This window comes from Terrisphaera buseokensis (assembly GCF_047521145.2).
Classification (GTDB): domain Bacteria; phylum Verrucomicrobiota; class Verrucomicrobiia; order Opitutales; family Opitutaceae; genus ER46.
In genome coordinates this window covers 804,312-831,211 of record NZ_CM134186.1, presented here as the reverse complement: position 1 = coordinate 831,211, position 26,900 = coordinate 804,312, and the positions used below count along the sequence as shown (strand labels likewise).

At 65.7% G+C, this 26,900-nt stretch carries 19 protein-coding genes; 12 read left to right on the top strand and 7 right to left on the bottom strand.

What is annotated here, in order from left to right; all coding sequences use genetic code 11:
• The first annotated feature begins 30 nt into the window (after positions 1-30).
• From ACLJEU_RS03030 to ACLJEU_RS03010, 5 genes are all read left to right on the top strand, one after another.
• Positions 31-987 carry an MBL fold metallo-hydrolase gene (locus tag ACLJEU_RS03030; protein WP_414661049.1) on the top strand — a complete coding sequence of 319 codons (957 nt, stop codon included), beginning with the start codon at positions 31-33 and terminating at the stop codon, positions 985-987.
• A 176-nt stretch (positions 988-1,163) separates the two neighbouring features.
• On the top strand, positions 1,164-2,690 hold the full coding sequence (locus tag ACLJEU_RS03025; protein WP_414661050.1) for a hypothetical protein: 1,527 nt from the start codon (positions 1,164-1,166) through the stop codon (positions 2,688-2,690).
• Position 2,691: 1 nt separating this feature from the next.
• Positions 2,692-3,444, top strand: coding sequence for an MlaE family ABC transporter permease (locus tag ACLJEU_RS03020; RefSeq protein WP_414661051.1), 753 nt, complete (start codon positions 2,692-2,694; stop codon positions 3,442-3,444).
• Positions 3,445-3,446: 2 nt separating this feature from the next.
• Positions 3,447-4,256, top strand: coding sequence for an ABC transporter ATP-binding protein (locus tag ACLJEU_RS03015; protein ID WP_414661052.1), 810 nt, complete (start codon positions 3,447-3,449; stop codon positions 4,254-4,256).
• A 3-nt stretch (positions 4,257-4,259) separates the two neighbouring features.
• A complete protein-coding gene (locus ACLJEU_RS03010) occupies positions 4,260-5,255 on the top strand; it encodes an MlaD family protein (RefSeq protein ID WP_414661053.1) in 996 nt (331 codons plus the stop codon).
• Positions 5,256-5,487: 232 nt separating this feature from the next.
• Here the strand turns inward: ACLJEU_RS03010 and ACLJEU_RS03005 are convergent, their stop codons facing one another.
• Both ACLJEU_RS03005 and ACLJEU_RS03000 read right to left on the bottom strand, forming a co-directional pair.
• Entirely contained in the window at positions 5,488-6,903 is a 1,416-nt protein-coding gene (locus ACLJEU_RS03005; RefSeq protein ID WP_414661054.1) for an ATP-binding protein, read from the bottom strand.
• A 5-nt stretch (positions 6,904-6,908) separates the two neighbouring features.
• Positions 6,909-7,586 (bottom strand): response regulator transcription factor, encoded by a 678-nt coding sequence (locus ACLJEU_RS03000; RefSeq protein WP_414661055.1) that lies wholly within the window; start codon positions 7,584-7,586, stop codon positions 6,909-6,911.
• Between the two features lie 276 nt (positions 7,587-7,862).
• Between ACLJEU_RS03000 and ACLJEU_RS02995 the strand changes: the two genes are divergently transcribed.
• Both ACLJEU_RS02995 and ACLJEU_RS02990 read left to right on the top strand, forming a co-directional pair.
• The gene (locus ACLJEU_RS02995) at positions 7,863-10,976 is read left to right on the top strand and encodes a PQQ-dependent sugar dehydrogenase (protein WP_414661056.1); all 3,114 of its coding nucleotides are present in this window, start codon (positions 7,863-7,865) and stop codon (positions 10,974-10,976) included.
• Between the two features lie 144 nt (positions 10,977-11,120).
• Positions 11,121-12,800: a putative transporter gene (locus tag ACLJEU_RS02990; protein ID WP_414661057.1), complete on the top strand. Its 1,680-nt coding sequence runs from the start codon at positions 11,121-11,123 to the stop codon at positions 12,798-12,800.
• A gap of 417 nt (positions 12,801-13,217) precedes the next feature.
• Here ACLJEU_RS02990 and ACLJEU_RS02985 read toward each other — a convergent pair whose 3' ends face one another.
• Positions 13,218-14,279 carry an IS110 family RNA-guided transposase gene (locus ACLJEU_RS02985; protein ID WP_457795312.1) on the bottom strand — a complete coding sequence of 354 codons (1,062 nt, stop codon included), beginning with the start codon at positions 14,277-14,279 and terminating at the stop codon, positions 13,218-13,220.
• Between the two features lie 257 nt (positions 14,280-14,536).
• On the opposite strand from ACLJEU_RS02985, the gene ACLJEU_RS02980 reads away from it, so the two are divergent.
• The 5 genes from ACLJEU_RS02980 to ACLJEU_RS02960 all read left to right on the top strand — a co-directional run bounded on the left by ACLJEU_RS02980 (position 14,537) and on the right by ACLJEU_RS02960 (position 19,100).
• On the top strand, positions 14,537-14,884 hold the full coding sequence (locus tag ACLJEU_RS02980) for a hypothetical protein (protein WP_414664519.1): 348 nt from the start codon (positions 14,537-14,539) through the stop codon (positions 14,882-14,884).
• Positions 14,885-15,379: 495 nt separating this feature from the next.
• Positions 15,380-15,850, top strand: a complete 471-nt coding sequence (locus ACLJEU_RS02975) for a type IV pilus modification PilV family protein (RefSeq protein WP_414664518.1) — start codon at positions 15,380-15,382, stop codon at positions 15,848-15,850.
• A 46-nt stretch (positions 15,851-15,896) separates the two neighbouring features.
• On the top strand, positions 15,897-16,400 hold the full coding sequence (locus tag ACLJEU_RS02970; protein WP_457795337.1) for a PilW family protein: 504 nt from the start codon (positions 15,897-15,899) through the stop codon (positions 16,398-16,400).
• A 13-nt stretch (positions 16,401-16,413) separates the two neighbouring features.
• Positions 16,414-17,832, top strand: coding sequence for a DUF7305 domain-containing protein (locus ACLJEU_RS02965; protein WP_414664516.1), 1,419 nt, complete (start codon positions 16,414-16,416; stop codon positions 17,830-17,832).
• Positions 17,833-18,431: 599 nt separating this feature from the next.
• The gene (locus ACLJEU_RS02960; protein ID WP_414664515.1) at positions 18,432-19,100 is read left to right on the top strand and encodes a VPDSG-CTERM sorting domain-containing protein; all 669 of its coding nucleotides are present in this window, start codon (positions 18,432-18,434) and stop codon (positions 19,098-19,100) included.
• Positions 19,101-19,221: 121 nt separating this feature from the next.
• Here ACLJEU_RS02960 and ACLJEU_RS02955 read toward each other — a convergent pair whose 3' ends face one another.
• The 4 genes from ACLJEU_RS02955 to ACLJEU_RS02940 are packed head-to-tail and all read right to left on the bottom strand — an operon-like array spanning position 19,222 to position 26,798.
• Complete coding sequence (locus tag ACLJEU_RS02955; RefSeq protein ID WP_414664514.1) at positions 19,222-20,634, bottom strand: BNR-4 repeat-containing protein; 1,413 nt, start codon at positions 20,632-20,634, stop codon at positions 19,222-19,224.
• A gap of 18 nt (positions 20,635-20,652) precedes the next feature.
• Positions 20,653-21,735, bottom strand: a complete 1,083-nt coding sequence (locus ACLJEU_RS02950) for an alpha/beta hydrolase family protein (protein ID WP_414664513.1) — start codon at positions 21,733-21,735, stop codon at positions 20,653-20,655.
• Positions 21,736-21,760: 25 nt separating this feature from the next.
• Positions 21,761-23,032 (bottom strand): DUF1501 domain-containing protein, encoded by a 1,272-nt coding sequence (locus ACLJEU_RS02945; RefSeq protein WP_414664512.1) that lies wholly within the window; start codon positions 23,030-23,032, stop codon positions 21,761-21,763.
• 58 nt (positions 23,033-23,090) lie between these two features.
• Complete coding sequence (locus ACLJEU_RS02940; RefSeq protein WP_414664511.1) at positions 23,091-26,798, bottom strand: DUF1553 domain-containing protein; 3,708 nt, start codon at positions 26,796-26,798, stop codon at positions 23,091-23,093.
• Positions 26,799-26,900 lie beyond the last annotated feature (102 nt).

The following is a 26,900-nucleotide window of genomic DNA, read 5'->3' as shown; positions in this document are numbered from 1 at the left end:
GCAAAACGGAGTTCATAAGAGCGGGTCCAGATGACACTGCCGCGCTCCGATCACTTCAACGGGAAAACATTTTTTCAAGGTCACCACGCGGGCGCGCTGCGTCACCGCGACTTCTGGCGGTGGCAACTCACCGCGCGCCGCAAGGCCTGGCCCCGCACCGTCACGGTGCCGCTCCAGCCGCCGCCGCCGCGGCCCGGCGCGGACGAAGTGGTGATTACGTGGATCGGGCATGCGTCGTTTCTGCTGCAGACCCCGACGTCGAATCTGCTGATCGATCCGGTGTTTTCCGAACGCGTGAGTCCGGTGAGCTGGGCCGGGCCACGGCGGGTGCATCCGCCGGGAGTGGCCTTGGACGCATTGCCACCGATTCACACCGTCCTGCTGAGCCACGACCACTACGATCACTGCGATCTAGCATCGCTGCGGCCGCTGGCGTCACGGCACGATCCGGAGTTCGTCGCTCCGCTGCGCCATCGCGATCTGCTGACCGCAGCGGGCGCGAAACGCATCACGGAACTCGACTGGTGGCAGACGCACGCGGTGGCCGGCGGCGCGTCGCTCACGTTGACGCCTTCGCAGCACTGGAGCAACCGGCTGGGCACCCCGCGCAACTACCGACTCTGGGGCGGGTTCTTCCTGAAACTGGGCTCAAAACGCGTGTGGTTCGTCGGCGACTCAGGCTATGACGCAGAAATTTTCCGCTCCGTTCGGCAGCACGGCGGCGCACCTGACGCCGCCCTCGTGCCCATCGGCGCGTACGAGCCGCGCTGGTTCATGCGGCCGATGCACATGAACCCGGCGGATGCCGTGCAGCTGCATCGCGATGTTGGCGCCCGCCTCAGCATCGCCATGCATTGGGGCACGTTCCGACTCACCGACGAGGGTCGCGACGACCCGGTCGAAGCGCTGGCGACGGCGCGAACGGAGGCCGGCGTTGCTGCTGCGGACTTTCGCGTCATCGCCCCGGGCGCCAGCGTTGTTGTATAGGGAATATCCCGAGCCGCGGTGCGGCGCACCGAACCCACGGAACCCGGAGCACTTCCGGATTTCAGACCGGCAACATAAAATTTGCACCGCTTCGCGACCCACCCAACGTTCCCACCTCACTTGAACCACGTCGACCGCGGCTTCCCGCCGACCGGTCCACGATCCGTTTTTCCTCGTTGCGCCTCTTCCCGCTGAATTTCCACCGACTCGTCCTTGTGCTGGGGCTCGCCGCCGCAGCCGCGATCGGACGCGCCCAGCCGTGGGAGCGGGAGGAAAACCTCTGGCCGGTGGTCGTCCGCAGTCCGGGTCCGACCGTCGAGACTGCGGCGTGGACCGGCGCCGGACCGTTTCTGTTTCGCAAACCCGCCGGCGATCTCGACGGCAACACCGTGAGCGGCTTCCGGCCGTTCTGGGTCAAGGTGGCCACGCCGCGCGGTGAGTTTCGCGCCGGCTATGTCCTGTACCCGCTCTTCACCTACGCCGTCGACGAGACCACGTACCGCTGGAGCGTGTTCGAACTGATCCGCCGGTGGGACCGGCGCGCCGGTGCGGCGGCCCCGACCAGCGTCTACGACCAGCGCGGCGAATTCGAAGTGTTTCCGTTCTGGTTCTCCCGTGAATCCGGCGATCCCGAGGCGAGTTACCGGGCGCTCTTCCCGATTCACGGCACCATCAAACACAAGCTGACGCTCGAGCGGCTGTCGTGGACGCTGTTTCCGCTCTATGTGGTAAACGAACGGCGCGGCGCGGTGACGACGTCCACGCCCTGGCCGTTCATCCGGATCACGCGCGGCACGGCGCACGGCTGGAGCGTGTGGCCGCTTTACGGATACGTCGAAAAGCCCGGCGTCTCGCGGCACGAAAGCTACCTCTGGCCGCTGGGTTTCAACGCCATCCGCTATCCGTCAGCCGATGATCCACCGGGCACTGCGCCCCGCCGCGACGTCGGCTTCCTGCCCTTCTACGCGAAGAACACCGGCCCCGGCTACATCAACGAGGATTTTCTGTGGCCCTTCTTTGGCTACACCGACCGCACGTTGCCCAAGCGTTACAGCGAACGGCGCTACCTGTGGCCGCTCTTCATGCAGGGCCGCGGCGACGAACGTTACGTGAACCGCTGGGCACCGTTCTTCAGCCACTCGATCATCCGCGGCTACGACAAGCAGTGGCTCATGTGGCCGCTGCTGCGGTCCGCGGAGTGGATGGACGACGGCAAAATCGCGCGCAGCCGCACGCAACTCCTCTACTTCCTTTATTGGAACGAGGAGCAGCGCATGGCGGGCCGCGCGAACTCGCCCGTGGCTTCGCTGACGCACGTCTGGCCGCTCTACAGTCACTGGGACAGCGGGGCCGGACGCCAGCAATGGCAGGTCTTCAGCCCGCTCGACGTCTTCTTTCCGGGCAACGAAAAGATCCGCCACGCCTGGTCGCCGTTCTTCGCGCTCGCGCGCCACGAGCAGCGGGACGGCGGCAGCGCGCGAACCTCGCTCCTCTGGAACGCGGTCACATGGGAGAAACACCCGGCGGAAGCGCGCAGCGAATTTCACCTCGGCCCGCTGCTGGGCGTCACCTGCCAGGCCGGCGACCAACGCATCGCCATCGGCAACGGCCTCTTCGGCCTGCGTCGTAGCGCGAACGGCTGGCGCTGGTTCTGGTTAGATTTTCCGGCCAAACCCGCTACGCCTTTGCCGGCGTCCCGCTGACATGAGACAACTCAACAGAATCCTCGAAGGTTTCGGCAGCACGATCCTGCTTCTCTTCCGCAGCATCGGCTACCTGCCCACCCTGCCGAGACAGTTCGGGCGCTTCATCGAGCAGTGTTACCTCATCGGATACACGACGCTGCCTATCGTCGCGATCCTCAGCTTCTTCATCGGCAGCGTGCTTGCGCTGCAGGCCGGCTACTCGATGGAGAACTTCGGCGCCAAGCAGTTCATCGGCAGCCTCGTTGGCCTGTCGATGGCGCGCGAACTCGGCCCCGTGATGGTGGCCATCCTGCTCGCCGGCCGCGTCGGCTCGGCCATCACCGCGGAACTGGCATCGATGAAGGTGTACCAGGAAATCGACGCCCTGATGACGATGAACATCCCGCCGGCGCGCATGCTCGTGATGCCCCGTCTCGCCGCGACGGTCGTGATGATGCCGGTGCTCGCGATCATCGCCAATCTCGTGGGCTGGTTCGGCGGCGCGATTGTCTCGAAGTACACCGCGTTCATCTCCATCGATCCGCCCGCCTATTTCGCGGCGCTCCGGCGGTTCATGGAATTCGAGGACGTCCTGAACGGCCTGATCAAGGCCGAGGTCTTCGGTTTCGCGATTGTCCTCGTCTGCTGCAACATCGGCCTCAACACCCGCGGCGGTCCGCGCGAGATCGGCGCCTCAGTCACCCGCGCGGTGGTCACGTCGCTCATCCTCATCCTCGTGCTCGATTACTTCGTCACGAAAGCCCTCATGTAATCATGTCCATCGCCGCTGACGTCACCCGCAATCCGTTTACGCAGATCGAGTCGCCCGCCGTGGGCGTGACGGTGGAACACCTGTCGAAATCCTTCGGCACCTTCGAGGTGCTCAAGGACGTTTCCTTCGCCGTCAAACCCGGCGAAATCTTCGTACTGATGGGCCCCAGCGGCTCGGGCAAGAGCGTCCTGTTGAAACACATCGTCGGCCTCGAGCTCCCGACCTCCGGCAAGGTCACCGTGGATCGGCGCGACGCCACCGAGGAGACCACGCGCGAACACGTGCGCATGGCGCTCGTGTTTCAAGCCGGCGCGCTCTTCAACTCGATGACCGTCTACGACAACCTCGCACTGTATCCGCGCGAACATCGCATCGGCACCGAGGCTGAAATCAAGGAGAAGGTCATGCACGCGCTGCAGATCCTCTCGCTCGAAAACGCGTCCCAGAAATTCCCGTCCGATCTCTCCGGCGGCATGAAGAAGCGCGTCGCCATCGCGCGCGCGCTGGTGATGGAGCCGCAGCTCATGCTCTACGACGAGCCCACGAGCGAGCTGGACCCGGTGATGGGCGCAACCATCAGCGAGATCATCGCGACGCTGAAGGACGAGTATCACGTCACCAGCATCGTGGTCTCCCACGATCGCGACCTCGCCCTGGCCATCGCCGATCGCGTCGGCATCCTGATGGGTGGCAAACTCGTGTTCCTCGGAACTCCCGCCGAACTGCAGGCGCCGAAGGATCCGCGCATCGCCGACTTCTTGAATCCCAAGATCGATCTGAAGAAACCCCGTTTTAAACGATTGGAAACCTGAACCATGAACAACCTGCAACAAACGGCCCGCGTCGGACTCTTTTTTCTCCTCGGTCTGGCCCTCACCTGGGTGACGTTCGAGACGCTCCGCGGCGGCAAGATCTTCAAGGATCAAGGCTACAACCTCATCGCCGGATTCGAGACGCTCAAGGAGCTCAAGGACGGCGACGAAGTGCGCATGGCCGGCGTCAAAATCGGCGAGGTCGAGAAGACCCGTCTCGCCGGCCGCCGCGCCGAGGCGATCCTGCGGATCAGCCACGAGGTCAAAATCAAGAGCGACGCCACCGCCAGCATCGTGAGCGCCGGTCTCCTCGGCACGAACTACATCGGGGTTGATCTCGGCACGGAATCCGCGCCCGACCTGCCCGATGGCGCGGAAATCAAGACGAAGACGACGCCCGACTTGAACTCGGTGATGAGCCAGATCGGCGACCTCGGCAAGAAACTCGAGGGTGCACTCGGCAATCTCGGCACCGCGCTCAGCGGCGACGGCAAGGGCGGCCCCGGCATCATCCAGAAGGTCGACCAGCTGGTCTCCGAAAATCGCGAGTCGATCAACAAGACGACCACCAACCTGCAGGCGATCACGGACAAGGTGAACAAGGGCGAGGGCACGCTCGGCAAGCTCATCAACGACCCGAAGCTGCACGACGATCTCGTCGCCGCGCTCGGCGAGATCAAGCAGGGCGCCGCCGAGGCGAAGACCTTCATCGCGAACGCCCAGGCCATCGTCGACCAGGTCAAGGCCGGCAAGGGCACGATCGGCGCGCTCGTCTTCGATCAGAAGGCCGGCGACGACATCCGCGCCTCGATTGCGACCATCCGCGCCGTATCCGATAAAATCTCACGCGGCGAGGGCACGCTCGGCAAACTGCTCAACGACGACAGCATTCTGCGCGACGCCCAGTCGATCATGAAGAAGGCCGATCGCGCCCTGGACGGACTGGACGACACGGGCCCGATCTCCGCCGTGGGCGTGGTTTATCGCGGATTGTTCTAGGTCGTCCGTTTCACCCGGGACCGCGACCGCCCCCGGTCGCATTTTCCGATCGGGCGGCCGGGGGCGGTCGCGGCCCCAGCTCCGGCCAGCTCGATCGTCTTCCACGCCAAACCGGAGTTCCAGTCGTTCTACAGCCTCGGTCGCAAAAAGGCACGCCTCTCGTGAGGCTTTTGCATTCGGCAGCGGCCTGCTCAACTCTCGGCTCTGAGATCCCACTCAAAACTCCGCCGCCTCACCCCTTCGGCAGCACCAGCCGGAACGTGCTGCCCTTCGGCTCGACGGGCGCGTACTCCAGCGACCCGCCCGTGACCCGCATGTAAGCCTTGGTGATGGAAAGCCCGAGACCGAAGCCGCCGCTGTTCCGGCCGCGGCCGCGATCGGGGCGAAAAAAACGATCGGTGAGATGTATCCGGTTTTCAGGGCTGATGCCGCCGCCCTCATCGGTGACGCTCACTTCCACCGCGTCCACTCGGTCGCGCACCGCCACGCGGATCAAGGCGCCGTCGGGGCTGTACTTGATTGCGTTGTCGACGAGATTTTGCAGCGCCTGCCGGAACAAAACGGGATCCGTCTCCGCCGTGCAGGGCACGCTCTCGAGTTGGATCTGCTGCCGCTTGTATTCGGCCAGGATGCTCAGCTCGTTCACGCACGCGGCGGAATACTCATCGATCCGGATCGGCGCCCGGTGCACGTCGGCCGCGCCCCCTTCCGCACTGGCCAGCTCCAGCAGCCGTTGAATCAACAGCTGCAGCCGCTGCGCCTCCTCAAGCATGCTACCGATGATTTCGCGGTATTCCTCGACGGTGCGGCCGCGGCGCAGGCCCACTTCCCCCACGCTGCGCAGGGTCGTGAGCGGCGTGCGCAGCTCGTGTGAGGCGTCGGCCACGAAACGGTCCAGGGCATCGAACGACCCCTGCAGGCGATCGAGCGTCACATTGAACACCGAGGCCAGCCGACCCAGTTCGTCGTGCGGATTCGCCACCGGCAGCCGGCGGCTCAGATCGTCCGCCGTGATCCGGTTGGCCTCCGCGGCCATGCGGCCGAGCGGATTCAGCCAGCGGCGCGTGATCACGTAGCCGCCGATCACAAGCAGGGCCACGACGATGGGCAGGGTCACGAAGATGATCACGCGCAAGGCCCCGAGCGCATCGCCCGTGGGCTCGTGAATGCGCAGCAGCCGGATCATCCACGCGTCGTTGTGATCGGGCAGGACGATCGGCACGGAATACACGCGCAGCCGGAGATCGGGCGCGACATTGTAGATGGCGAGGGTTTCGCGGCCGGGAAACGGCGCACTCGGAGCCTGCACCACGCGATTCGCCGCGAACGGCCACAGCCGGCAGACAAGTTGCTGGTTGGCGTCCCACAACTCGAACCAAGGATACTCTGTCGTCCACGGGGAGAACGGCGCGACGCGGGCCCCGTTCCAAAACACATTTCCATCCGGTGTGACGGCGACCTTCCGTTTCACCTCGGCGAGATCGAGGATCAATTCGTGCGCGAGCGGCCGCCCCATCCGATCAGCCACGTACAGATAAAGCGTTGCGCTGAAGCCGGCGAGCAGGACGGAGCCGCCCGCCGCGTACCAGAGCGCGAGGCGAAATCGAATCGTCCGGCCGTTCCACCAGTGCGTGATCCACTTCCGCATGCGCCTTATTCCGGATCGCCTCCCAGCCGGTACCCGACGCCGCGCAACGTGTGGATCAGGCGCTCGGCGCCTTCGACGTCCACCTTCCGCCGCAGGCGCATCATCTGCACGTCGATCACGTTGTCGAGGGAGGTCATGCGGTGAACCTGCTTCCACACGTCCCGTTCCAGCATTTCGCGCGTCACGACCTGCCCCTGGTTGCGTAACAGGTATTCCAGGACGTCGACCTCGCGCGGGGTCAGCGGGATCTCCTGCCCGGCGCGCACCGCCACGCGCGCCCGCGTGTCGAGCTGAAGATCCGCGCAACGGAGCAGCCGGTCGGCCGTCCGCGCGGGCCGGCGCAGCAACGCCCGGCACCGCGCCAGCAGCTCGGCGAACGCAAAGGGCTTGGCCAGAAAATCGTCCGCCCCGCTGTCGAGACCCACGACCCGATCGCTCAGCGCGCTGCGCGCGGTGAGCATCAGCACCGGAATGTGATGCCCCGTGCCCCGCACCTGGCGCAACACATCAATGCCATCGCGCCCGGGCAGCATCCAGTCGAGCACCACGAGGTCGAACGGTTCGCGCCCGAGCAGCCCCAGTGCCTCCTCGCCGCTCGCCGCCGTCTCCACCGCCCACGCCTCCATGCGCAAACCCTCCGCCAGCGAGTCGAGCGTCTTCTGCTCGTCTTCAACCACCAGCACGCGCGGAGCACTCGGAGTTTCAGCGGAAAACATGATCAGGAATTCGCAGCGCGCCGATGGCTCGCGACCTTTCGCGCCGGCCCTGACGCCCGACCGCCAAGGCTTAAGCGTGATTCGAGGCACGCGAAAGCATTCTCTCTTACATTTGTGTCAGTTTTTCGCCCCCGTTGGCCCAACCGGGCCGTCCCCCGCGGGCGGCAACTTTACGCTTCCCTGATACCCGCGACAGTTGCGCCCGCAGGGACTGCGGGCACCCTGAGCCACCGCCCGCCCGCCATGATTCGCGCCGCCCTGCTCCTCGTCCTTGCCGGCACGCTGCCGGCCGGCCCCCTCGCCGCGCAAACGCTCACCCGGATTCCCGCCACCGCGCTGCGCCTGCCCGCCACTCCGCCCGCGACGAGCTATGCCACCGTGCGCGCGTTTCCCACCCTCTCGTTCACCCAGCCCGTCGCCACCGTCATCGCGCCCGGTGAGACGCGCCGGCTCTTCGTGGTCGAGAAGCCCGGCCGGATCTGGGTCATTCCCGACGTCACCGCCGCCAGTCCGACCCGCACCCTGTTTCTCGATCTCACCACGCGGATCGCCGCCTCGACCGATGCCAGCGATGAACGCGGGCTGCTCGCGCTGGCGTTTCACCCGAACTACGCCGTCAACGGCCAGTTCTTCGTCTGGTACACAGTGAACGCCACGACCAGCGCCGGCACCGGCCTGCACGATCGGCTCGCGCGGTTTCGAGTCTTGGCCGGCGACGCGAATGCCGCCGACGCCATTTCCGAGCAGCCGCTGCTCACGCAACGCGACGAGGCGAGCAACCACAACGGCGGGCAGCTGGCCTTCGGGCCCGACGGCTACCTATATCTGTCGCTGGGAGACGAGGGCGGCGCCAACGATCAGTTTCAAAACAGCCAGCGGATTGACCGCGATTTCTTCTCCGGCGTCATCCGTCTCGACGTCGACCGCCGCGCCGGCTCGCTCGAACCCAACCCCCACCCCGCCGTCCACCCCGGCACGTATTCAGTTCCCGCGGACAATCCGTTCGTCGGCGCGGCCGCCTTCAACGGCAGTCCCGTCGCCGCCGCCGCGGTGCGCACCGAGTTCTGGGCGGTCGGACTGCGCAACCCGTGGCGATTCTCGTTCGACGCCGCGACCGGCCGGCTGTGGCTTGGCGACGTCGGCCAGGGCACGCGCGAGGAGGTCAACGTGATCGTCCGCGGCGGCAACTACGGCTGGAGCTACCGCGAAGGGACGGTCGCGGGCCCGCGCGGAAATCCGCCGGCCGGCGCCTCGTTCCTGCCGCCAATCTGGGACTACCCGAATCCGAGCCAGGGTTCGTCCATCACCGGCGGGCTCGTCTACCGCGGCCCGCGGCTCCCGGCGCTTGTTGGCCACTATCTCTTCGCCGATTTCGTGAGCGGCCGGATCTGGGCGCTGAATCCCGACGGCGAAAACTCCGTCACGGCCGATCGGATACAGCTGCTCGCCACCGACGGCGGCATCAGTTCCTTCGGCCTCGACCCCGCCACTGGTGATGTGATCGTCACCGACCTGACGGAAAACGCGCTCAAGCGGCTCGTCGCCTCGCCCGCCGCCGGCGGCACGCCGCTGCCCGCCACGCTCTCCGCCACCGGCGCATTTTCCAATCTCGCCACGCTCACGCCCGCCGCGGGACTCGTGGCGTACGAACCGAATGTTTCGTTCTGGTCGGACCACGCGAAAAAGCGCCGCTGGTTCGGATTGCCGGATGCGACGGGCACGTTTGGTTTCTCGCCGGACGGCAACTGGTCGCTCCCCACGGGCGCAGTCTGGGTGAAACATTTCGATCTCGAACTCACCCGCGGCAATCCCGCGACCTCCCGGCGGATCGAGACGCGCTTCCTCGTGAAGACTGCGACCGGAGTGCACGGCGCGACGTATCGCTGGAACGACGCGCAGACCGACGCCACGCTCGTGGGCGATGACGGCGCAGAGCAGACGTTCACGATCGTCGACGGCGGCAGCCCGCGCCCGCAGACGTGGCGTTTTCCCGGCCGGGCCGAGTGCCTCACGTGCCACACCAGCGCCGGCGGCTTCGCCCTGAGTTTCAACACGCGCCAGCTCAACCGCGAGCAGGCCATTCCCGGCGGCGCGGCCAATCTCATCACCGCACTGGCCCAGGCGGGTTATCTCAACGTCACCACCACGCCGTCGCCGGGTTCGCTGCCCGCGCTGGCCCCCGCCGAAGATCTCGCGCAGTCGCTTGAGCGCCGGGCGCGCTCGTATGTCGACGCCAACTGCGCGCAGTGTCACCAGCCCGGCGGCACCGCGCTCGGCCACTGGGACGCGCGCAGCGCCACGCCGTTGATTCTCGCCGGCCTGCTGAACGGTCCGCTGATCGACAACGGCGGTGACGCCGCAAACCGGCTCATCGTACCCGGAGATCCCGGCCATTCGCGCCTGTTGCAACGCGCCGCGCTCCGCGGCCCGGGTCAAATGCCGCCGATCGGCACGCACGAACGCGACCTCGCGGGCGAATCCTTGCTTCGCGCCTGGATCACCGCACTCGGCACGCCGTCGTCGCCGCAGCCGCCGAGCCGCCTCGTCAATCTGGCCGCGCGCGCCGCGGTCGGTCCCGGAGCCAACGCCCTCATCCCCGGCTTCGTGATCGGTCCCGGCGCGCAAAAAACCGTGCTCGTGCGCGCCATCGGTCCCGCGCTCGCCGGCGCCCCGTTCAACGTGCCCGGCACCCTCCCCGATCCGCAGCTCACGCTGCTTGGACCGGACTCGGCCACGCGCATCGCCGCGAGCAATGACAATTGGAACGCGACTGATGCCGCCCTGTTCAGCGCCGTCGGCGCGTTTGCGCTGCCCGCCGGCAGTCGCGACGCCGCGCTCGTCGTCCGGCTCGATCCGGGAGCGTACACCGCGCAGATCACCGGGGCGGGGAACACCTCCGGCGTCGCACTCGTTGAAGTTTACGACGCCGACGCCACAGTGACCGCAGCGTCCTCGCGGCTGATCAACACCGCGGTCCGCGCCCAGGTCGGCAGCGGCGCGAACGTCCTGATCCCGGGACTCGTGGTGAGCGACGGCGCGCCGAAGACCGTGCTGATCCGTGCGGTCGGTCCCGGCATCGGCGCCGCGCCCTTCAACGTCCCCGGCGTGCTCGCCGAACCCGTGGTCACACTGTTTGCCGGCAACCAGAGCGTCGCGACCAATCGCGCCTGGAATGCCGCGGTGAACGTCGCCGAGATCCGAGCCGCAGCGCGATCGGTGGGCGCGTTTGCGCTGACCGAGGGCAGCCGCGACAGCGCGTTACTGGTCACGCTGCCACCCGGTGCCTACACGCTCCAGGTGTCCGGCGCCAACGCCACCGCGGGCATCGCTCTGGTCGAAGTCTACGACGTGCCGTGATGGCCCTGAACCCAAGGCGAGCGTAGGGCCGCGGCGACGCAGCGGTTGACGGCTCGGCTCGCGTCACGGGCGTCCAAGCCGACGCGGCGTTTTCCGCAAGATTTGCCGAGCCAAGGTCCGGACGTATCCGTACACTGACTGCGTATGGATTGGCTGATCGCACTCTTTTCGCAGGACTCCGTGGCTCGCACCGTGATCCTTCTCGGCATCGCGGGTGCCGCGGGCACGGCCTTGGGCAAGATTCGCATCGCGGGCGTCAGCCTCGGTGTCGGCGGCGTGCTCTTTGCCGGACTTTTTCTCGGCTACCTCAAGCTGACGATTGACCATCACGTGCTCGAGTTCGTGCGCGAGTTCGGGCTGATCCTGTTCGTGTACACCCTGGGCCTGCAGATCGGTCCGGGATTTTTCGGCTCACTGCGCGCCCGCGGTCTGTTGCTCAACGGCCTGGCGGCATCCGTGGTGCTGTTGGGCACGGCGCTGACGGTCATCTGGATCGGTTTTGGCTTCGTCGATCTGCCGTCGGGCGTCGGCTTGCTCTCGGGTGCAACGACCAACACGCCCAGCCTCGCGGCCGCGCAGCAGGCGCTGACGCAGATTCAGGCGCCTGAATCCGCGACAGTGATACAAGGCCTCGCCTACGCCGTGGCGTATCCGTTCGGCATCATCGGCATCATTCTCACCATGCTGCTCGTGCGCCGCGTGTTTGGCATCGACGTGAAGGCTGAGGTTACCGCGGCCGAGACGGCACAGGCGCCGCAGATCCCCAAGCCGGCCACCCGGAATTTTGAAGTGCGCAACGCGAATCTCGTCGGGCGGCCGCTCGGCAAAGTCCCGGGGCTCGCCGGTTCGGGCGTCGTGGTGTCACGATTTTCCCGCAACGGCCAGGTCGAGGTGGCGCGCGCCGAAACGCTCCTGCGGCTGGGCGACATCCTGCACGCCGTCGGGCCCGAAGAGGGCCTCGATGGACTCCGCGTCGTCGTCGGGGCGGAGGCCGGCGTGGATCTGAAATCGCTGCCCGGCCCGGTCACGAACCGCCGCCTGATCGTTACCCGCAGCGACGTCTACGGTCGCATGCTCGCAGACCTGGAGATCTTCAAGGAGCACAATGTGGTCGTAACGCGCGTGACGCGCGGTGGCGTCGAGTTTTCACCCACGCCCGGTTTTCGCCTGCAATTCGGCGATCTGCTGATGGTGGTGGGTGAATCGCCGCACATCGATCAGGTCGCGGCCACCGTCGGCAATTCCAACAAGGCGCTCAACACGCCGCAGCCGATTCCGTTCTTCGTCGGCATCGCGCTCGGCGTGATCGTAGGCAGCATTCCGCTGGCGATTCCCGGTCTGCCGGCCGCCGTCAAACTCGGCCTCGCCGGCGGCCCGCTGGTCGTCGCGATCCTGCTGTCACGCGTCGCCAACACCGGCCCGCTCGTATGGCACATGCCGACGAACGCCAACCTCATGCTGCGCGAGGTCGGCATCACGCTCTTCCTCGCCACCGTGGGACTGAAGTCGGGCGAGAAGTTCGTCGAGCTGCTCCTCGGCGGCAACGGGCTGCACTGGATGCTTTACGGTGCGACGATCACCGCGATTCCACTCGTGACCGTCGGCGTGATCGCGCGCCTCTGGAAGAAACTCAACTACGCCGAGCTGTGCGGCCTGCTCGCGGGCAGCATGACCGATCCGCCGGCGCTGGCCTTCGCGCAGCAGACCACCGGCAGCGACGCGCCCGCCGTGGCCTACGCGACGGTCTATCCGCTCGTGATGCTGCTGCGGGTGTTCTCCGCGCAGCTCGTGGTCTTTGTGCTCTACAAGGTCGCGGGCGGCTGAGCGACCGCACCCCCGCGTGACGATCCGCGCGTAGTGCCACTTTCAATACTGTCGGCCGGCCGCACCGCGCGCGCCCGCCTCCCGAATCCCACCTCGCGGCCGCAGGCGGGCCGATCGCCATCTCCCGCAACGTGCAACAGCCTTCTCTGAGTGAAAGCAGTCAAGTGGGATTTTGAGAGGTATGGGAAAATTGGATGCTTAGCTTTCTTGGCTTTAGTGTCCCTAGCCGGGGTGCGGGGGCGGCAAAGAGCGCCCCGCGGGAAGATCCCGTGGGTGGAGACCGGCTTTGCGGGTGAAGAAAGAGGAGATTCCGCGATCACACTTCTCTCAGCGGCAGGCACGAGGCCTCCGGCAGGGTAATGAATCAGATCCCCGGCCCTCTATCCTGACCCAAGACGCGCATCACTGAGGATGCCGTCAGTCCGTTATGAGAGTGGCCGGGGAAGTTGGTTTGGCGACGGGGGCGTGCGGGGAGTAGTCTCGTTCCTCGGTGAGCATTTTCCAGGCGATTTTAGCCATGCGGCGGGCGACGATGGTGATGGCGTCGTTGGCGCCTTTGCCACGCAGCCGCTGCTTGCGATAGAAAGAGCCAAAGTAATCGGAGCAGCCCACGGCCACCCAGGCCGCCTCGATGAAGGCCCACTTCAGCCAGCGGTTGCAGAAGGGTAGCATGCGGCCGTGTGCGATCTTGCCGCCGGAGGCGTGGGTAGTCGGGACCAGGCCGGCGTAGGCGCAGAGTTTGTCGGCGGTCTTGAAGCGCTTGACCTGGTCAATCTCCAACGCCACGACCGGAGCCAGGATCTTGCCCACCCCCGGCAGGGTTTGAAGCCGCACCGCCAGCCGATTCGCGGCGTTGTCGGCGACGATCGTCTTCTCCAGCGCGTCGATTTGAGTTTGCAGCAGCGCGTGCAACGCGAGGTCGTCGTCCAGCAACGTGCGATCGGCGGTGGGGAGCGGGGCGCGCTTCATCCACGCTTTGCCCTGGTTGCTGAAGATGTCCTTCACCGCGGGCCGCTCCAATTGCGGGTGCCGGTCGATCACGCAGTGGATGCGATTGCGAATCATCGTGCGCAACCGGGCCAGCCAGAGGCGCTGCCGCAGCGCGTTCTTGCGCTGACGTACGTCGCGGGACGGCACGTGCACTTTCGCGACGAAGTCGCCCCGCAAGAGCGTGGCGAGCGCCTTGGCGTCGATGCGGTCGTTCTTGATCTGCGCGTCCGCGATGATGCGATTCTTCGCCGGATGCGAGAGCACGACCTTCGCCACGCCCGCCGTGTCTTCGAGCAAATCGTAAAGCACACCCCAATTCCAGCAGGCCTCGATCACCACCTCGCTGGGCGTGCCGAGTTTCTTGAAGTAGGCGGCAAAAGCCGTGGACGCGTTGCCGTCGATCCGCGCTTCGTGGAGCTTCTGGCCTTGGGCGTCCAGCGTGCAAGCCACCGAGTAACGTTTGTGATAGTCGATTCCAGTATAGATCATGGCACTTGTCATTGTAGCACCACGCACCTCGCGTCGCGCTATCCCGACTTGCCGCTCATGTTACCTGACCCCTTCGAAAGGGGTCAGGCTGTTGCACGTTGCGGCGCGTGGCTACTTTTCCGCCTGCCCGCTTCGCGCACGCGCAGCGCAGCGCGCGGGTATATCAAAACGGTTACCATCACGCCCTCGAAACTTCGTCCTCCCCGCGCACGGTTGCCGGCGTCATGCAAAACACATCGAAACTCCTCCGTTCCGCGATGGCCCTGGCTATCGCAGCCTTCACCCTGTTCGCCACCGCTCCGCTCAGCCAGGCGCGCAAGGGCGCGGATGATCCCGCCGGCCACGATTCCGGTGATGACAAGGGCGGCCGCCGCGCTCCTGGTGCCACCGATGATCCGGCCGATCACGATATCAACGACGACAAGGGGGGCCTGCGCGCTCCGGGCACCACGGACGATCCGGCCGACCACGACAGCAATGACGACAAGGGTGGCCAGCGTGCGCCCGGCACCTCGGATGATCTCCCCGGCGGCGACCAGGGCGGCACGCTCAAAAAGGGCGGCAAGGGTCGCGGCGGCAAGGACGACGCTCCCGGCCACACCTGAGCCTCGTTCCGGCATCCATCGCCTAACCCCGGTTCACTCAACGCGGATCCGACTCTGGTCGGACCCGCGTTTTTTTGTTTCAACGGCCGGAGCGGGCACCGAGACGCTTCACCGATTTTCCGCCGCCGACCTCGCGGATGTATTCACGTTTCCCGCACGCCCGTTTGCAGAGACGTGCCACCGGACGACGCGACGACCGCAACCGGTGAAAAATGTCTGAAGATCGTGCGGCGGCCACCGCGCACCTTCGGAACTGGGGCACAAAACCATCCGGCGCGGAACGCTCGCGCCGTCTTAACTGCCCTCGCGCCACGGGGTAGCCCGTGCTGATCTTGACCGATCCGCCGGGAGTCCATTCGCACCTAATCCCCGTAGGCCTGAAAAACCAACCCGGATGTCACTCACCACGGCGGTGCCACCAGCTATAGTCGTGGAACTACGATGCGTAGCGTCCGCCCGGTACCACCCTCCGCAGTCCTTTCCCGTCGTTCTGCGGTGTCGGCCGCGGCGGCATCCTGGAACCGCCGCCGGCACCAGCACGGTTTTACCCTGCTCGAAGTGGCAATGGCCGCCGGTGTGATGGCCATGGGCCTGGCGACGTCGATCATCGCGATTCAGTCCGCCTTCCGCCATCTCGACCTCGCCCGCGGTTCAACGCTCGCATCGCAGATCATCCAAAGCGAAATGGAGCGCCTTCGCCTGATGAGTTGGGCGGGCATCACGGCGCTGCCTGCGACCCAGACGTTCGACGGCGGGACATTTTTCAGCGCCAGCAACCGGGTGGTGGGACGGTTCTCCGTCACCCGCACGCGCACGCCCGATGCTACGCGACCGACCGAGGTGATGAACCTGACGGTCGCGGTACAGTGGGACACCTACGACGGCCGGCTGCACCGCCGGACCTTCAGCAGCATTTACGCAAAAAACGGCCTGTATGACTACTATCACACCATCGCCCACCCGTAGTCCGGCGCGCCCCCGGCGGGCTGCAGGTTTCTCGCTGGTCGAAATCATGATCGGTGCCGGTCTTTCCGCCTTCATCCTGGCGGGAACACTCTCGACGTTTCTCTTCCTCGGCCGCAGCGGTGCCAACATCCAGAACTATGCCGACATGGAGTCGCAGGCGCGCCGCGCCCTGGAGACTTTTTCCCGCGACGCCCGCCAGGCCGGCGCGATCACCTGGACGAGCAGTATCCAGATCACGCTTACCGTGGACGGCGCCAGCGTCGACTACGCCTACTCGGCCCTGACCGGGTCGTTCACCCGCACCGACGCGAGCGGCACCCGGACCCTGATCACCGGCATCATGCCCGGGACGTTCACCTTCCGGCCTTACAATCTCTCGGGGGTTCCGCTGCCGCTGACGACACCCGACGAGCTCGCTGCCGCCGGGACGAACACCAAGCAGCTGCAGCTCTCGCTCGAGACCGAGCGCAGCCGGCAGACGGCGGTCACCAGCACCAACGCCGTGCTCTCCGCGCGTTTCATCCTTCGCAACAAGATCGTCACGGCCTGAAGCCATCACCAGCATGAAAACATCCCGTCTCCCGTTCCGTTCGGAGCGCGGTTCCCTGCTCATCGTTGCGATGATCTTTGCCGCGATCATCGGCGTTTCACTGGCGAGCTACCTGCAGCTCGGCCGCAGCAGCCTGACCATCTCGAATCGCGCTCTCTACAATCAGGCCGCCATGAACGTCGCGGAGAACGGACTCGAGGAGGCCATGTACTCCATCAACAAGCGAATTGCCGATCCGTCCTACAACTGGGCCGGCTGGACCACAGGTGGCGGCAACGCCTGGCGGCAGTTTCCCGCCACCGGCTCCTACACCTTCGATCAAGGCGCCACCGGCGTCGTGCGCGTGCACGTTTCCAATTACCTTGGAAACACGCCCGATGTCGTCGCCCGTTCCACCCTCATGCTTGGCGACGATCCGAACCGGTCCATCGAAAAGTGGGTCCGTATCCAACTGAGGAAGACGTCGAAGTTTGCCAACGGTCTGGTGGCCCGCCAGGCGATCCGTTTCAGCGGCACGAACGCCTCGGTCGACAGCTGGAACTCCGACCCCGACAACAATCCGGTCACGGCGGCGATTCCCTACAGCTCCGGCGTAAAGCGAGCACAGGGCACCGTCGCCGGCAACACCATCGCCGTCGACGCCGTGCTCCTGCACAACGTGAGCATCTGGGGCTACGCCACCACCGGCGGAACGATCCCCTCCGTCGGATCCAGCGGGGCGATTGGTCCCTTTGGAACGCCGGCGGGAACCATCGTTGCCGGGCACGTCGCGACCGACTTCATCGCCCACCTCGATCCCGTTGCCGCTCCTTCCACGTCCGGATACATGCTGGGAGCAATCACCGGTGCCGGGAGTCTGCCTCGCGCCGGTGATGTCGCAGCGGCTGACGGTCGTTATTATTACACCCTTCCGTCGATTACACTGAACAACGCCACGCTGCAGATTCAGGGAACCGCGAATCGCGTGGTGCTGAGACTGACCGATCCCCTGACCAGCATCGACGTCACGGGCAGCAGCGGCGAAATCCGCGTGGATCCCGGTTGCACGCTGGAGATCTACGCGCCGGGCGACATCGCGATCGCGGGTCGCGGACTGCAAAACGGCGGAACAACCACCGCCACCGCCAATCAACCGGCGGCGGTTCAATTCTGGGGGACCAAAGCTTCCGGCACCCAGCTCATCACGCTCGCGGGCAACGGCATGCTTTCCGCCGTGGTCTACGCTCCGCAAGGGTCGCTTCGCCTCAACGGTACCGGCGACATCTGCGGCTCATTCGTCGCGAACGATATCGTCGTCGCAGACAGTACTGCGCTGCACTACGACGAATCGCTCGCCACTACCGGTGGCAACAATCCGTTTCGCGTCACCCTCTGGCAGGAGCTGGCCTCGGCCGCGAGCCGCAGTCCCTTTACCGGCGCGCTTAGTTTCTGAGTGCACGGTTCGTACCGGCCGGCGCGACACCCATTCTCTTAAACCATCTCACGCCATTTATGCCCAGACTTGCGGTGGCCTCGCCGCACGTACCTTCGAATGCGTCCCCCGCCCATCGACGCGGACACGCTCGAGGCCGACGGAGACGGGTCCGAGGACACGGGAAAACGCCTCGGACGTGACATTTCAACCCCAAGCATGTGGACAACCAACTCAAGTTCGACGCCGGACAGATCCACCGGCCTCGTCCTGAAACGTCATCCCGGTCGCACGTTACACTGAAGCGAGGGGAGCGTTAGCTACTAGCCATTTTAGGCCTATTGCCATACCTAGGAATAATTGACATGAAGGCGGCGTCGCCGGCAACAGTCATTACTCGCTGTGGTAGAGATAATAATGTCGCGCCGGCATCTCATTCCTGGGTCCGCCGAACGAAACAATGTCGGTTCACGTTACAATTTGCGCCATCGGGCCGCACCTACGGTCCAAAACCGAACATTTTAACCCGCGATTGAATAGGATATTAGGTACATGCAATACACCTGAAATACATTAGGCCCAGTGCTTGCTTACCCGGCCTGACTATCACTTTCCGACTCATGAAAAACCTCACCCGTATCTCCGGCAGCCTGTGCGCCGCTCTTTTCCTCAGCGTCAGCGCCCACGCAGTGGTCTACAACTTTGCCAATATCACTGCGGGCGTTTTGCCTGCCGATAACGCCGCCGACCAGGTCTCGGTGGATGTGGTAAATTCAGTCGCGGGAACGGTTCGTTTCAATTTTTCGTTCGCGGGCGGCGACGTCGGAACGATCGCCTCGATCGGCTTCGGAGGCTCGAGCTCCGGTCTGCTGATGAACACGGGCACACCTCTCCTCTTCCAGTCTGCCGGAGTTTCCTTTGAAAACGGCGGCATGCCTGCCCTCGGTGCCGGTGGCTTCACCCAAGACTATGGCGTGAGTCGGACGAGCGCCGGTGGCATCAGCAATGGGCTTAATTCCGGAGTCGGCGAGACGTTGGGCGTCCAATACGCCCTCGCTGGGACGAACACCTATGCCGATGTCCTCGCCGCGCTCAATGCCGGCAACTTCAAGATTGGTCTCCACATTCAGCAAATCGACGGAGACCCATCCAGCCAGAAGGCCGTCCTCACGCCCCCGGGCGGCGACAGCAACACCCCGGGCGTGCCGGATGGTGGCAACACGGCCGCTCTACTCGGCCTCGCGCTCGTTGGCGCTGCGGCGCTCCGCCGCAAGTTTGCCGGCGCCTGATCCCAATCGATTCCTCTTCTTCAAAGCTGCCGGCAATTTGCCGGCAGTTTTTTTGTGCCCTGCACCGGAGATTCGATCCACTCGCCCTCCGGTCGACCGCGCTGGCCGGCGCGACCTCAGCTCAATTCCGAACCGCCTCCGGCAAAGCCGTGTCAGCTCCCGCAGGAAACGTGTAGGGCAGCCGCCACACTTTCTGTCCGGTTGAGTCCGAGAAGTAGATACGCGACGGGCTCAGTTTGCCCGGGTCGCCGTCCGCCCAGAATGCGAAGAACGGATCGCGCGCGTTGCGGGGCCGGCGCGCGTAACTGTGGTTGAATTCACTGCGCTCGGTCACGTTGCGGCGACGGCTCCAGGTCCTGCCCTCGTCCTTGCTCGACCAGAGCACCATTTCTCCACCGGTGCCCCAGGGCTGCGGCCCGACATCGGTCGGCGCAATCACCAGCCACTCGTCCTTCAAGACGTAGAGACTGCCCATGTCGTAGTTGTGATCGGACGTCGTGATCGTGGAAAACCGCCATGACCCGCCCTGCCAATGCGCGACAGTCCACTCGCGTTTTCCTCCCGCCGGGCCGGGTTTGAAATCGCGCGACAGCACATACAGCAGGATCGGATTGCCCGCCGCGTCGAAATTGAGATCGCAGGTGTACACGAGCTGACCGCGCGCAGCATAATCAACCACGAGCGCCGGATTCTGGATGTCCGACAGCGGCAGCGTGAGCGGCGTGCCAGCGGCCGTCGTCCAGGTCGCGCCGAAATCCGTCGTCTGCGCATAATACAGATTCGTGCGCTTATCGACGACACCACCCGGATGGTAGTTGAAAAACGACGCCACCTTGCCGTCGCGCGCGCCGCTCGTTTGATAGTGACCGCCCATGCCGGCGAGCTTGCGCGTCTCGCTCCAGTTGCGTCCGTCCGCGCTGGTTTCCCAATACAGTTCGCGCCCCTTGGTGTAACGCGTGAACAGGTGCAGAAATCCCTTGCCGGCGATGTGCCAGGGTTGCGGATACGTGATGATCTTCTGCGCCACGAGTTCGAAGCGCGAGTGATCGTAGGGCGCGACGCTGCGGTAGATGAAACCCGGCCGGGAATTGGCGCGGCCGCTGACGAAGACCCAGAGGTAACCCTCGGGATCAATGTTCAGGCTGGGGTTGTCATGGGGATCATCGACCGGCCGCTTGTCGTGAACCACGACCGGGCGCGTCACGCGGCCGCTCTTGTGGTCGAAACTGCCAATGAGACAGAGCAGCTGCCGTTCACCCGCCGGCGATCCGCCGTAGACGAAGAACGTCTTGTCCACCGCCGCGGCATAGACCGCGAGCGGGTTGTGGTTGGCCGTGTACGTGCCGAGGCCGCCGGAGTATTTGTCACCGTACTCGGACATTTGTCCGAGCGTGAACCAGATCCCGCGATAGCCCTCCACCGGAGGCGTCGGGCCGACCGCGGTCTTGGCCGCCGGTGCCGCTGCGGCGAATCCGCCCGCGTGCACCGCGAGCCCGGCAAGAAGTCCAATGAGAAGGCGACAGGAATGTTTCATGAAAAGGAGTGTCTGGTTTCAGCGCCGATCGGTCATTCCGGCCGCCAGTTCCGCAATCACCGGCCAAGCCTGATCCGGATAAAACTGATGACCGCCCTCACCGGCGATCAGCCGGACGTTCCCGCCGACTCCCGCCGCGGCAAAGATCTCCTGCGCGCGCTGAAAGCCGCGTTCGACGCCTGCAAAGCGCGCAAGGTTATCCTGCTTGCCCGCCACAATCAGCAGCCTTCGCGGAGCAATCAACCCCGCGAGATCAGGCATGTCCGCGACCTGCAGGATCCCCGGGAGGTAGCCGCACGCACAGTGCGGCAGGCTCATCCACGAGTCCTCGAAGGTGCAGAACGAACACGACACCACCGCGAGCCCGATGCGCGGCTCCACGCAGGCAGCATAGAAACTCACGGTGCCGCCGGTCGAGTTGCCGATGCAAGCGATGCGCGCCGCATCGAGGCCCGGCTGCGTGCCGATGAAATCAACGGCGCGCTGCACATCGAGCACGCGCTGGCCCGTGAGGGGACGCCCCGCGTGCAGCGCGCGCAACGCCGTGTCGTTGCAACTCACCGCGCCGACGGCGCGCTCGCCAAACCCACGCTGCTCGATCACCAGCGCCGCCCAACCGCGATCGACGGCCTGCAACGCGAGATCGCGACCGCCGGCAATCGACGCCTTTTCCCGTTCGTTGCGCGCCTGGCCGATTGAAATGTGCATGCCCGGCGAATGCCCCTGCAGGCAAATCATCACCGGCAACGGCCCGCGCGCCTGCTTCGGTCGCAACAAATACCCGGGCACCACCTCGCCCGGCTCAGCCGTGAAACGGATGCGTTCCATCGTGTAACGTGCGGTCTCGGCCTCAGGCGTCACATAAGGAACAAGGGGCGCGGCTGAACTCGGCGCGATCGCGAGAATCGCCGCGAGTCGCACCCGCAACGCCTCCTGCCACGCACCGACATCACGACCCGCCTGAAATCGCAGCGCCGGCTCGGGCGCCGCTTTGCGCACCGCCATCGGCGTCGCACCCCGGAGCGACTCACCGAGGCCCGCCGCCGCACTTCCAGCCAGTGAAAGCCGGAGAAACGTCCGGCGTGGCAGCAGGGATCTCATGCGACGACGACGCGACGGTCGCGGCTCAACCGAAAAGCGCGCTGATCGGCTTGCCGCCGTCGGTGATCGGCACCGGGCGATCGCCATCGTAGAGGTTCTTCGTGTAATCGATCCCCATGGCCGCGTGGATCGTGGCAAAAAAGTCCGGCACGCTCACCGGCGGACTCACGGGTTTGCGCGCAAGCTCATCCGTTTCGCCGTACGCGCCGCGATGCCGCAGGCCGCCTCCAGCCAGCACGCACGTGAACGCCTTGCCCTGATGCCCGCGACCGCCGCCGCTGTCGAACTCAGGCGGCCGGCCAAACTCACTCGTGATCACGATCAGCGTGCGATCGAGCAGACGCCGGTTTTCGAGATCGGTGATCAACGCGGAGAACGCGGTGTCGAGTTCGCCGATGAGCACGTGCTGCTGCTGGATGCCGGCGTTGTGCACATCCCAGCCTGTCCCGTTCATGAAATTGAGATTGTGCGAGACCTCGATGAAGCGCACGCCACGCTCGACCAGCCGCCGCGCTAACAGGCAGCGCTGACCAAACTCCCCGCCGTAACGCGCGCGCAGGTCCGCCTTCTCCTCCTCGAGCCGGAACGCGCGGGTGAACTCGGGGCTGCTCAGCCTGAGGCTCTGGTCGATGGCCGCGTCGTAGTCCTTGAGCCGCGCGTCCGCCGATCCCGGCGTGCCGCTGCGCAGGTTCGCCAGAAATTGTTCGCGCCGCGTCTGCCGGTCCTGGCTGATACCATCAGGGCGCGAGAGACCCGCGGGCCCCTGATTCGTATCCGTCAAATAAAGATATCCGGCCCGCGCTCCCAGAAATCCGGGACCGCGCGTGATGTTGGGATATCCAATCAACACATACGGCGGCGCCCCGTCGACCACGGCCCGGCGTTCGTGCGCGACGACGGATCCAAGTGATGGATACACGACGGTGCCGCTCACGGCCCGGCCGGTGTGCATGCGGTTCGTGGCCGCCGCATGTTCGTCGATGACGTCATGGTGTACTGTCCGCACCGCGGTCACACGATCCATCAACGGCGCCGTGTGCTTGAGGTGTTCGCACACGCTCACGCCCGAGACCGAAGTGGGAATGCTGTCGTAATACGCGCCCGCGATTTTCTTCGACGGGTCACCGCGGCGCTTCGGATCAAACGTGTCGATCTGCCCCATGCCGCCGCCGAGCCAGATGGAGATGACGTGATCGGCCTTGCCCTTGAGCAGACTCGGCGGCGTGACGGCCGCACGCGCCAGACCGGGCAGCAGGGCCGCACCGACGGAAGCAGAGATAAATTCGCGACGATTCATGACAGGGGGCTCGGTTGATCCGACATGGGCATAAGGGGCGGACGAACGCGTGAGCAACTCACGGCAGCCACACGAATTCCCGCGCGTTGACGAGACTCCAGACCGTGTCCTCCAGGATCTCGCGCCACGCTGGCACGAGCCGCGGATCGGCAGGCGGCCCGCTGCGCGCACGCTGTTCGAGTTCAACCTTGATGGTGTTGGCCTCCGGCGCGAGATGGTTGGACCACCCCACCGAAGGCAGCGGCGGCAGGGCGCGCACCGTTTTGACCTCGGCGGGAGCCACCAACCGCGTGCCAAAATCCTGCGCGAGCGCGCGCCCAAACGTCGCGCGCTCCTGCGCCGTCGGTGGACGGCTATAGTACCGCAGGAACAGCGCTTCCACCAAGGCTTCGGGCGAACGCGCATTCACCGCCAAATCGGCCAGTTCACTGCCATGCGACGCGCGCGTCACCCACACGGACACGACGCTGTTCGCGAGCACGCCGGGCTGCAGCACGTTCGGATCGGATTCACGATCAGTGCGCGGGTTCTGCCGCGAGCCGGTCCAGCCAAACGCCTCCATCACGTCGATCACCGCCTGCGCGCGCGGCAGGTTCAGACTAGGCCGATCGCGCTCGTTCGACAGGCTGGCAAACATCCACGCGCGGCGCGGCACCCCGAGGGAAACAAACGAATCGGCCGGCCGGCGCGCATCGGCATCAAGCGTGATTTCCTCCACGTCGATCGGCTGCCGCGAAGCGGTAAACAGCGAATCGACCACCTGCTCGGCCGACAGGCGGCGTCGCTCCGGCGCGGCAAAGAAACGCAGGTCGGCGCTGGCCTTGAGATTCTCGCCGGTCGCTGCGCGTTGATACACTTTCGAGGTGAGAATCAGCCGCACGATGTGTTTCGCATCGAAGCCGTGTGCCACAAATTCGCGCGCAAGCCACGTCAGCAACTCGGGATGGCTGGGCGTGTGGCCTTCCCAATCGTGGGCCGGCTCGACGAAGCCCGCGCCGATGAGTCGTTTCCAAAGCCGGTTGACGATCACCTGCGCAAAACGCGTATTCTGCGGCGCCGTGACGAGTGCGGCGAGGCGCTCGCGCGGGTCCTTCGGATCCTGCATGAGCGCCTGCAGCGACTCGTCGTCGGCCACCCCGGTGACGTCCGCAAACGGCCACGCGGGCGTGACTATTTCGCTTGGCTTGAGCGTGACCTTGATCAGCGATTCGCGCGTCTTGTTTTCAAAGAACGCCGCCGGCACCCGGCTCGACGCCGGCACGGTCACGGGCTTGCGCTCGAAAAACGCCGCGAGCGAATACAGATCACGCTGCTTCGTGCTGTGGTACGGCGAATCGTGACAGCGCGCGCACTGCAATTCGATGCCGAGAAACGCGGTCGCCACGATGTGGCCTTTCGCCGCGAACGGTGCGTCGTTGTCCGCTGCGAGCCCAAACCCAGCGCTGCCGCCCTCGCGCACGCTGCCGCGCAGCAGAATGAGTTCGCTCACCAGCCGGTCCATCGGCTTCCCGTCGCGCAGCGCCTCATAAAGGAACCAGCGAAACGGCCCGGTGTTGTTGAGGCTCGGCTTGAGCATGCTGGGATTCTCCGCGAGCACGTCCTGCCAGTAACTCACCCAGTGATCGGCCGCGCGTTCGTCCGCGAGGAGCCGATCGATCACCCGGTTCCGCTTGTCGGCGGAACGGTCGGCCAGAAAAGCCGTCACTTCGTCCGGCGCCGGCGGCACGCCGACGGTATCGAAATAAACCCGACGCAGGAAGGCGGCGTCATCGATCACCGGCGCGAGCGCGACGCTCTCCGGTGCAATCGGCGGCGCGGGCCAGCGTGCGCCCGCCTTGATCCAGGTTTCCAGCGCCGCGATTTGCTCGGCCTTGAGCGCGTCGCCCTTCGGCGGCATCCGGTCCTCCTCGTCGTGATGCCGCACCCGCGCAATCACTTCACTCGCGGCCGGGTCGCCCGGCACGACCGCCGGTTTCCCCGACTCGCCGCCCTTGAGGATCGCTTCGCGCGTATCCAGTTTCAAACCACCCTTTTGCTTCTCGCCGTGACACCGGAAACACTCGCCGCGCAGCACCGGCAGGACACTGGTGTGGAACTGCTGCGCCTCGGCCGCCGGCGTCTTCTGCGCCTCGGCCACGGCCCGATCAATTTTGCTGATCAAGAATGCGTCAATCGGATGCCCCGTCTTGGCCGGTACGGCCGGCGCGGGATGTTCGCTCGCCCAAGCGCGCGCCACCTCGTGGCGCTTTTGCCAGAAGGCATCCTGCGTCGCCGCGCCGTCGCGCCGCACGCGATCGTCGAGCGCAGCGATCGAGGCCTCAATCGTCGCGATCGCGGACGTCATGGCGTCGTCGGTCAGCGCTACGGGCTCGGCCTTGGCACCGGCGGGCTGCAGCAGGTTGAAGGAGCGACCGTCCGGCGTCTGCACGGCCACGGTGAGTTCACCGGGCTCCGCGCGGTAACGTTTCCCGCCCACGACATTCTCGAGCACCACGCGGCCGGTTGCGCCCGGGGGCACGACGAGGTCTGCCACCACTTCCTGGATACCGAAGCCCACGGGCCGCAGGCCGGGCAGCGGCGGGGTCGGCACGGGCGCGACCGGATCATGGCCGCCGGAATCGCCCTTGTGCGGCAGCGTGCTGGCGACAAGTTTGCCGTCGAACCACAGGCGGCTCAGGCCGCGGGCCCGCAACACCACGCGATGCGTGCCGGGTGCGAGGCTGACGTTGGCCGCGAGGCGCGCGAGCACCGGCGGTTTCCAGCCGGCGCGAATGCCCCACGCATCGTAGCGCAACGGTAGCCGCGGCAGCAGAAAATGGTTACCCGACCAGCGGGTCGTCTCGGCCGGCACCGCTTCGCCGGCGTTGAGCCAGCGATCGTGCGTCGGCATGCCTTCGTGGAACGTCATCAGCACCTGCCCGGCCGGCAGCGGGCCGAGGTCCGGCATCACCGCCGGGGCCGCCTTGGCCACAACCGGTCCGCCGACCCGGCGAAACCGCGCCTTCAACTCGGCATCGGTGAGAATCTCGCGGTGGATCGCGACCGCATCGAGCGAACCGCGAAAGCTCGCCGACGCGCTGCCCTTCATCGACGAGCCGATCCACACCGCGTCGTCGTCCACGACGGGGGCGTCGGTCGTCGGCCCGCCCATGTCCCACATCCCGGTCTGCGGCTTGCCATCGACCCACCCGCGGATGCTCGCCGGGTCGCCGAACTTGTAGGTGACCGCCACATGATGCCAGCCGGTGTCGCGACCGAAGCCGGCCTTGCTCGTCCACCGGTGCCAGTGTGAATCCGCCTTCGCGGCAGTTCTCGCGCGCGGCGTGGCGAACAGGAAATTCACGGCGAACTGATCGCCCATCGCCCGGACGCGCAGCGCCCAATTCTGATTGTCGGCGGGGAAACCCGGCGCGCCGGTGCGGCCCTTGCCGACGACATAGAAGTTATCGCCGGACCGCAGGCCATCGACGTTCACCCAGGCCTCGAGCGTGATGGGGTCGCCGTTGGTGAAATCGAAGGCGCTCGCCGCGCCGGGATCCGCGAGCACGAAGCGCGCGCCGCTGCCGTCGAGCCGTACCGCCGTGTTGTTCTTTTCGAAATCGGGAAACGCCGGCGGCCGCGGCCCCGGCACATCGCGCTGCACCGCACCGACCGGCTCGAGCCGCGTCGTCTCCTCCTCGCCGAAATCCCAGCGCGCGACCGGAGCCGCCACCGCGTTGAGCGACAAAAGGGCAAGCCACGGCCAGGCACGGAGCAGGGTCTTCATCAGCAGGGTAAGGTGGGTGAACAAACGAAACGGAAAAACAGTCTTCCGGACCGGAAAGCACAACGGCCGGAATGGTACCTTTTCGTGCGGCCCTCCAGCGGG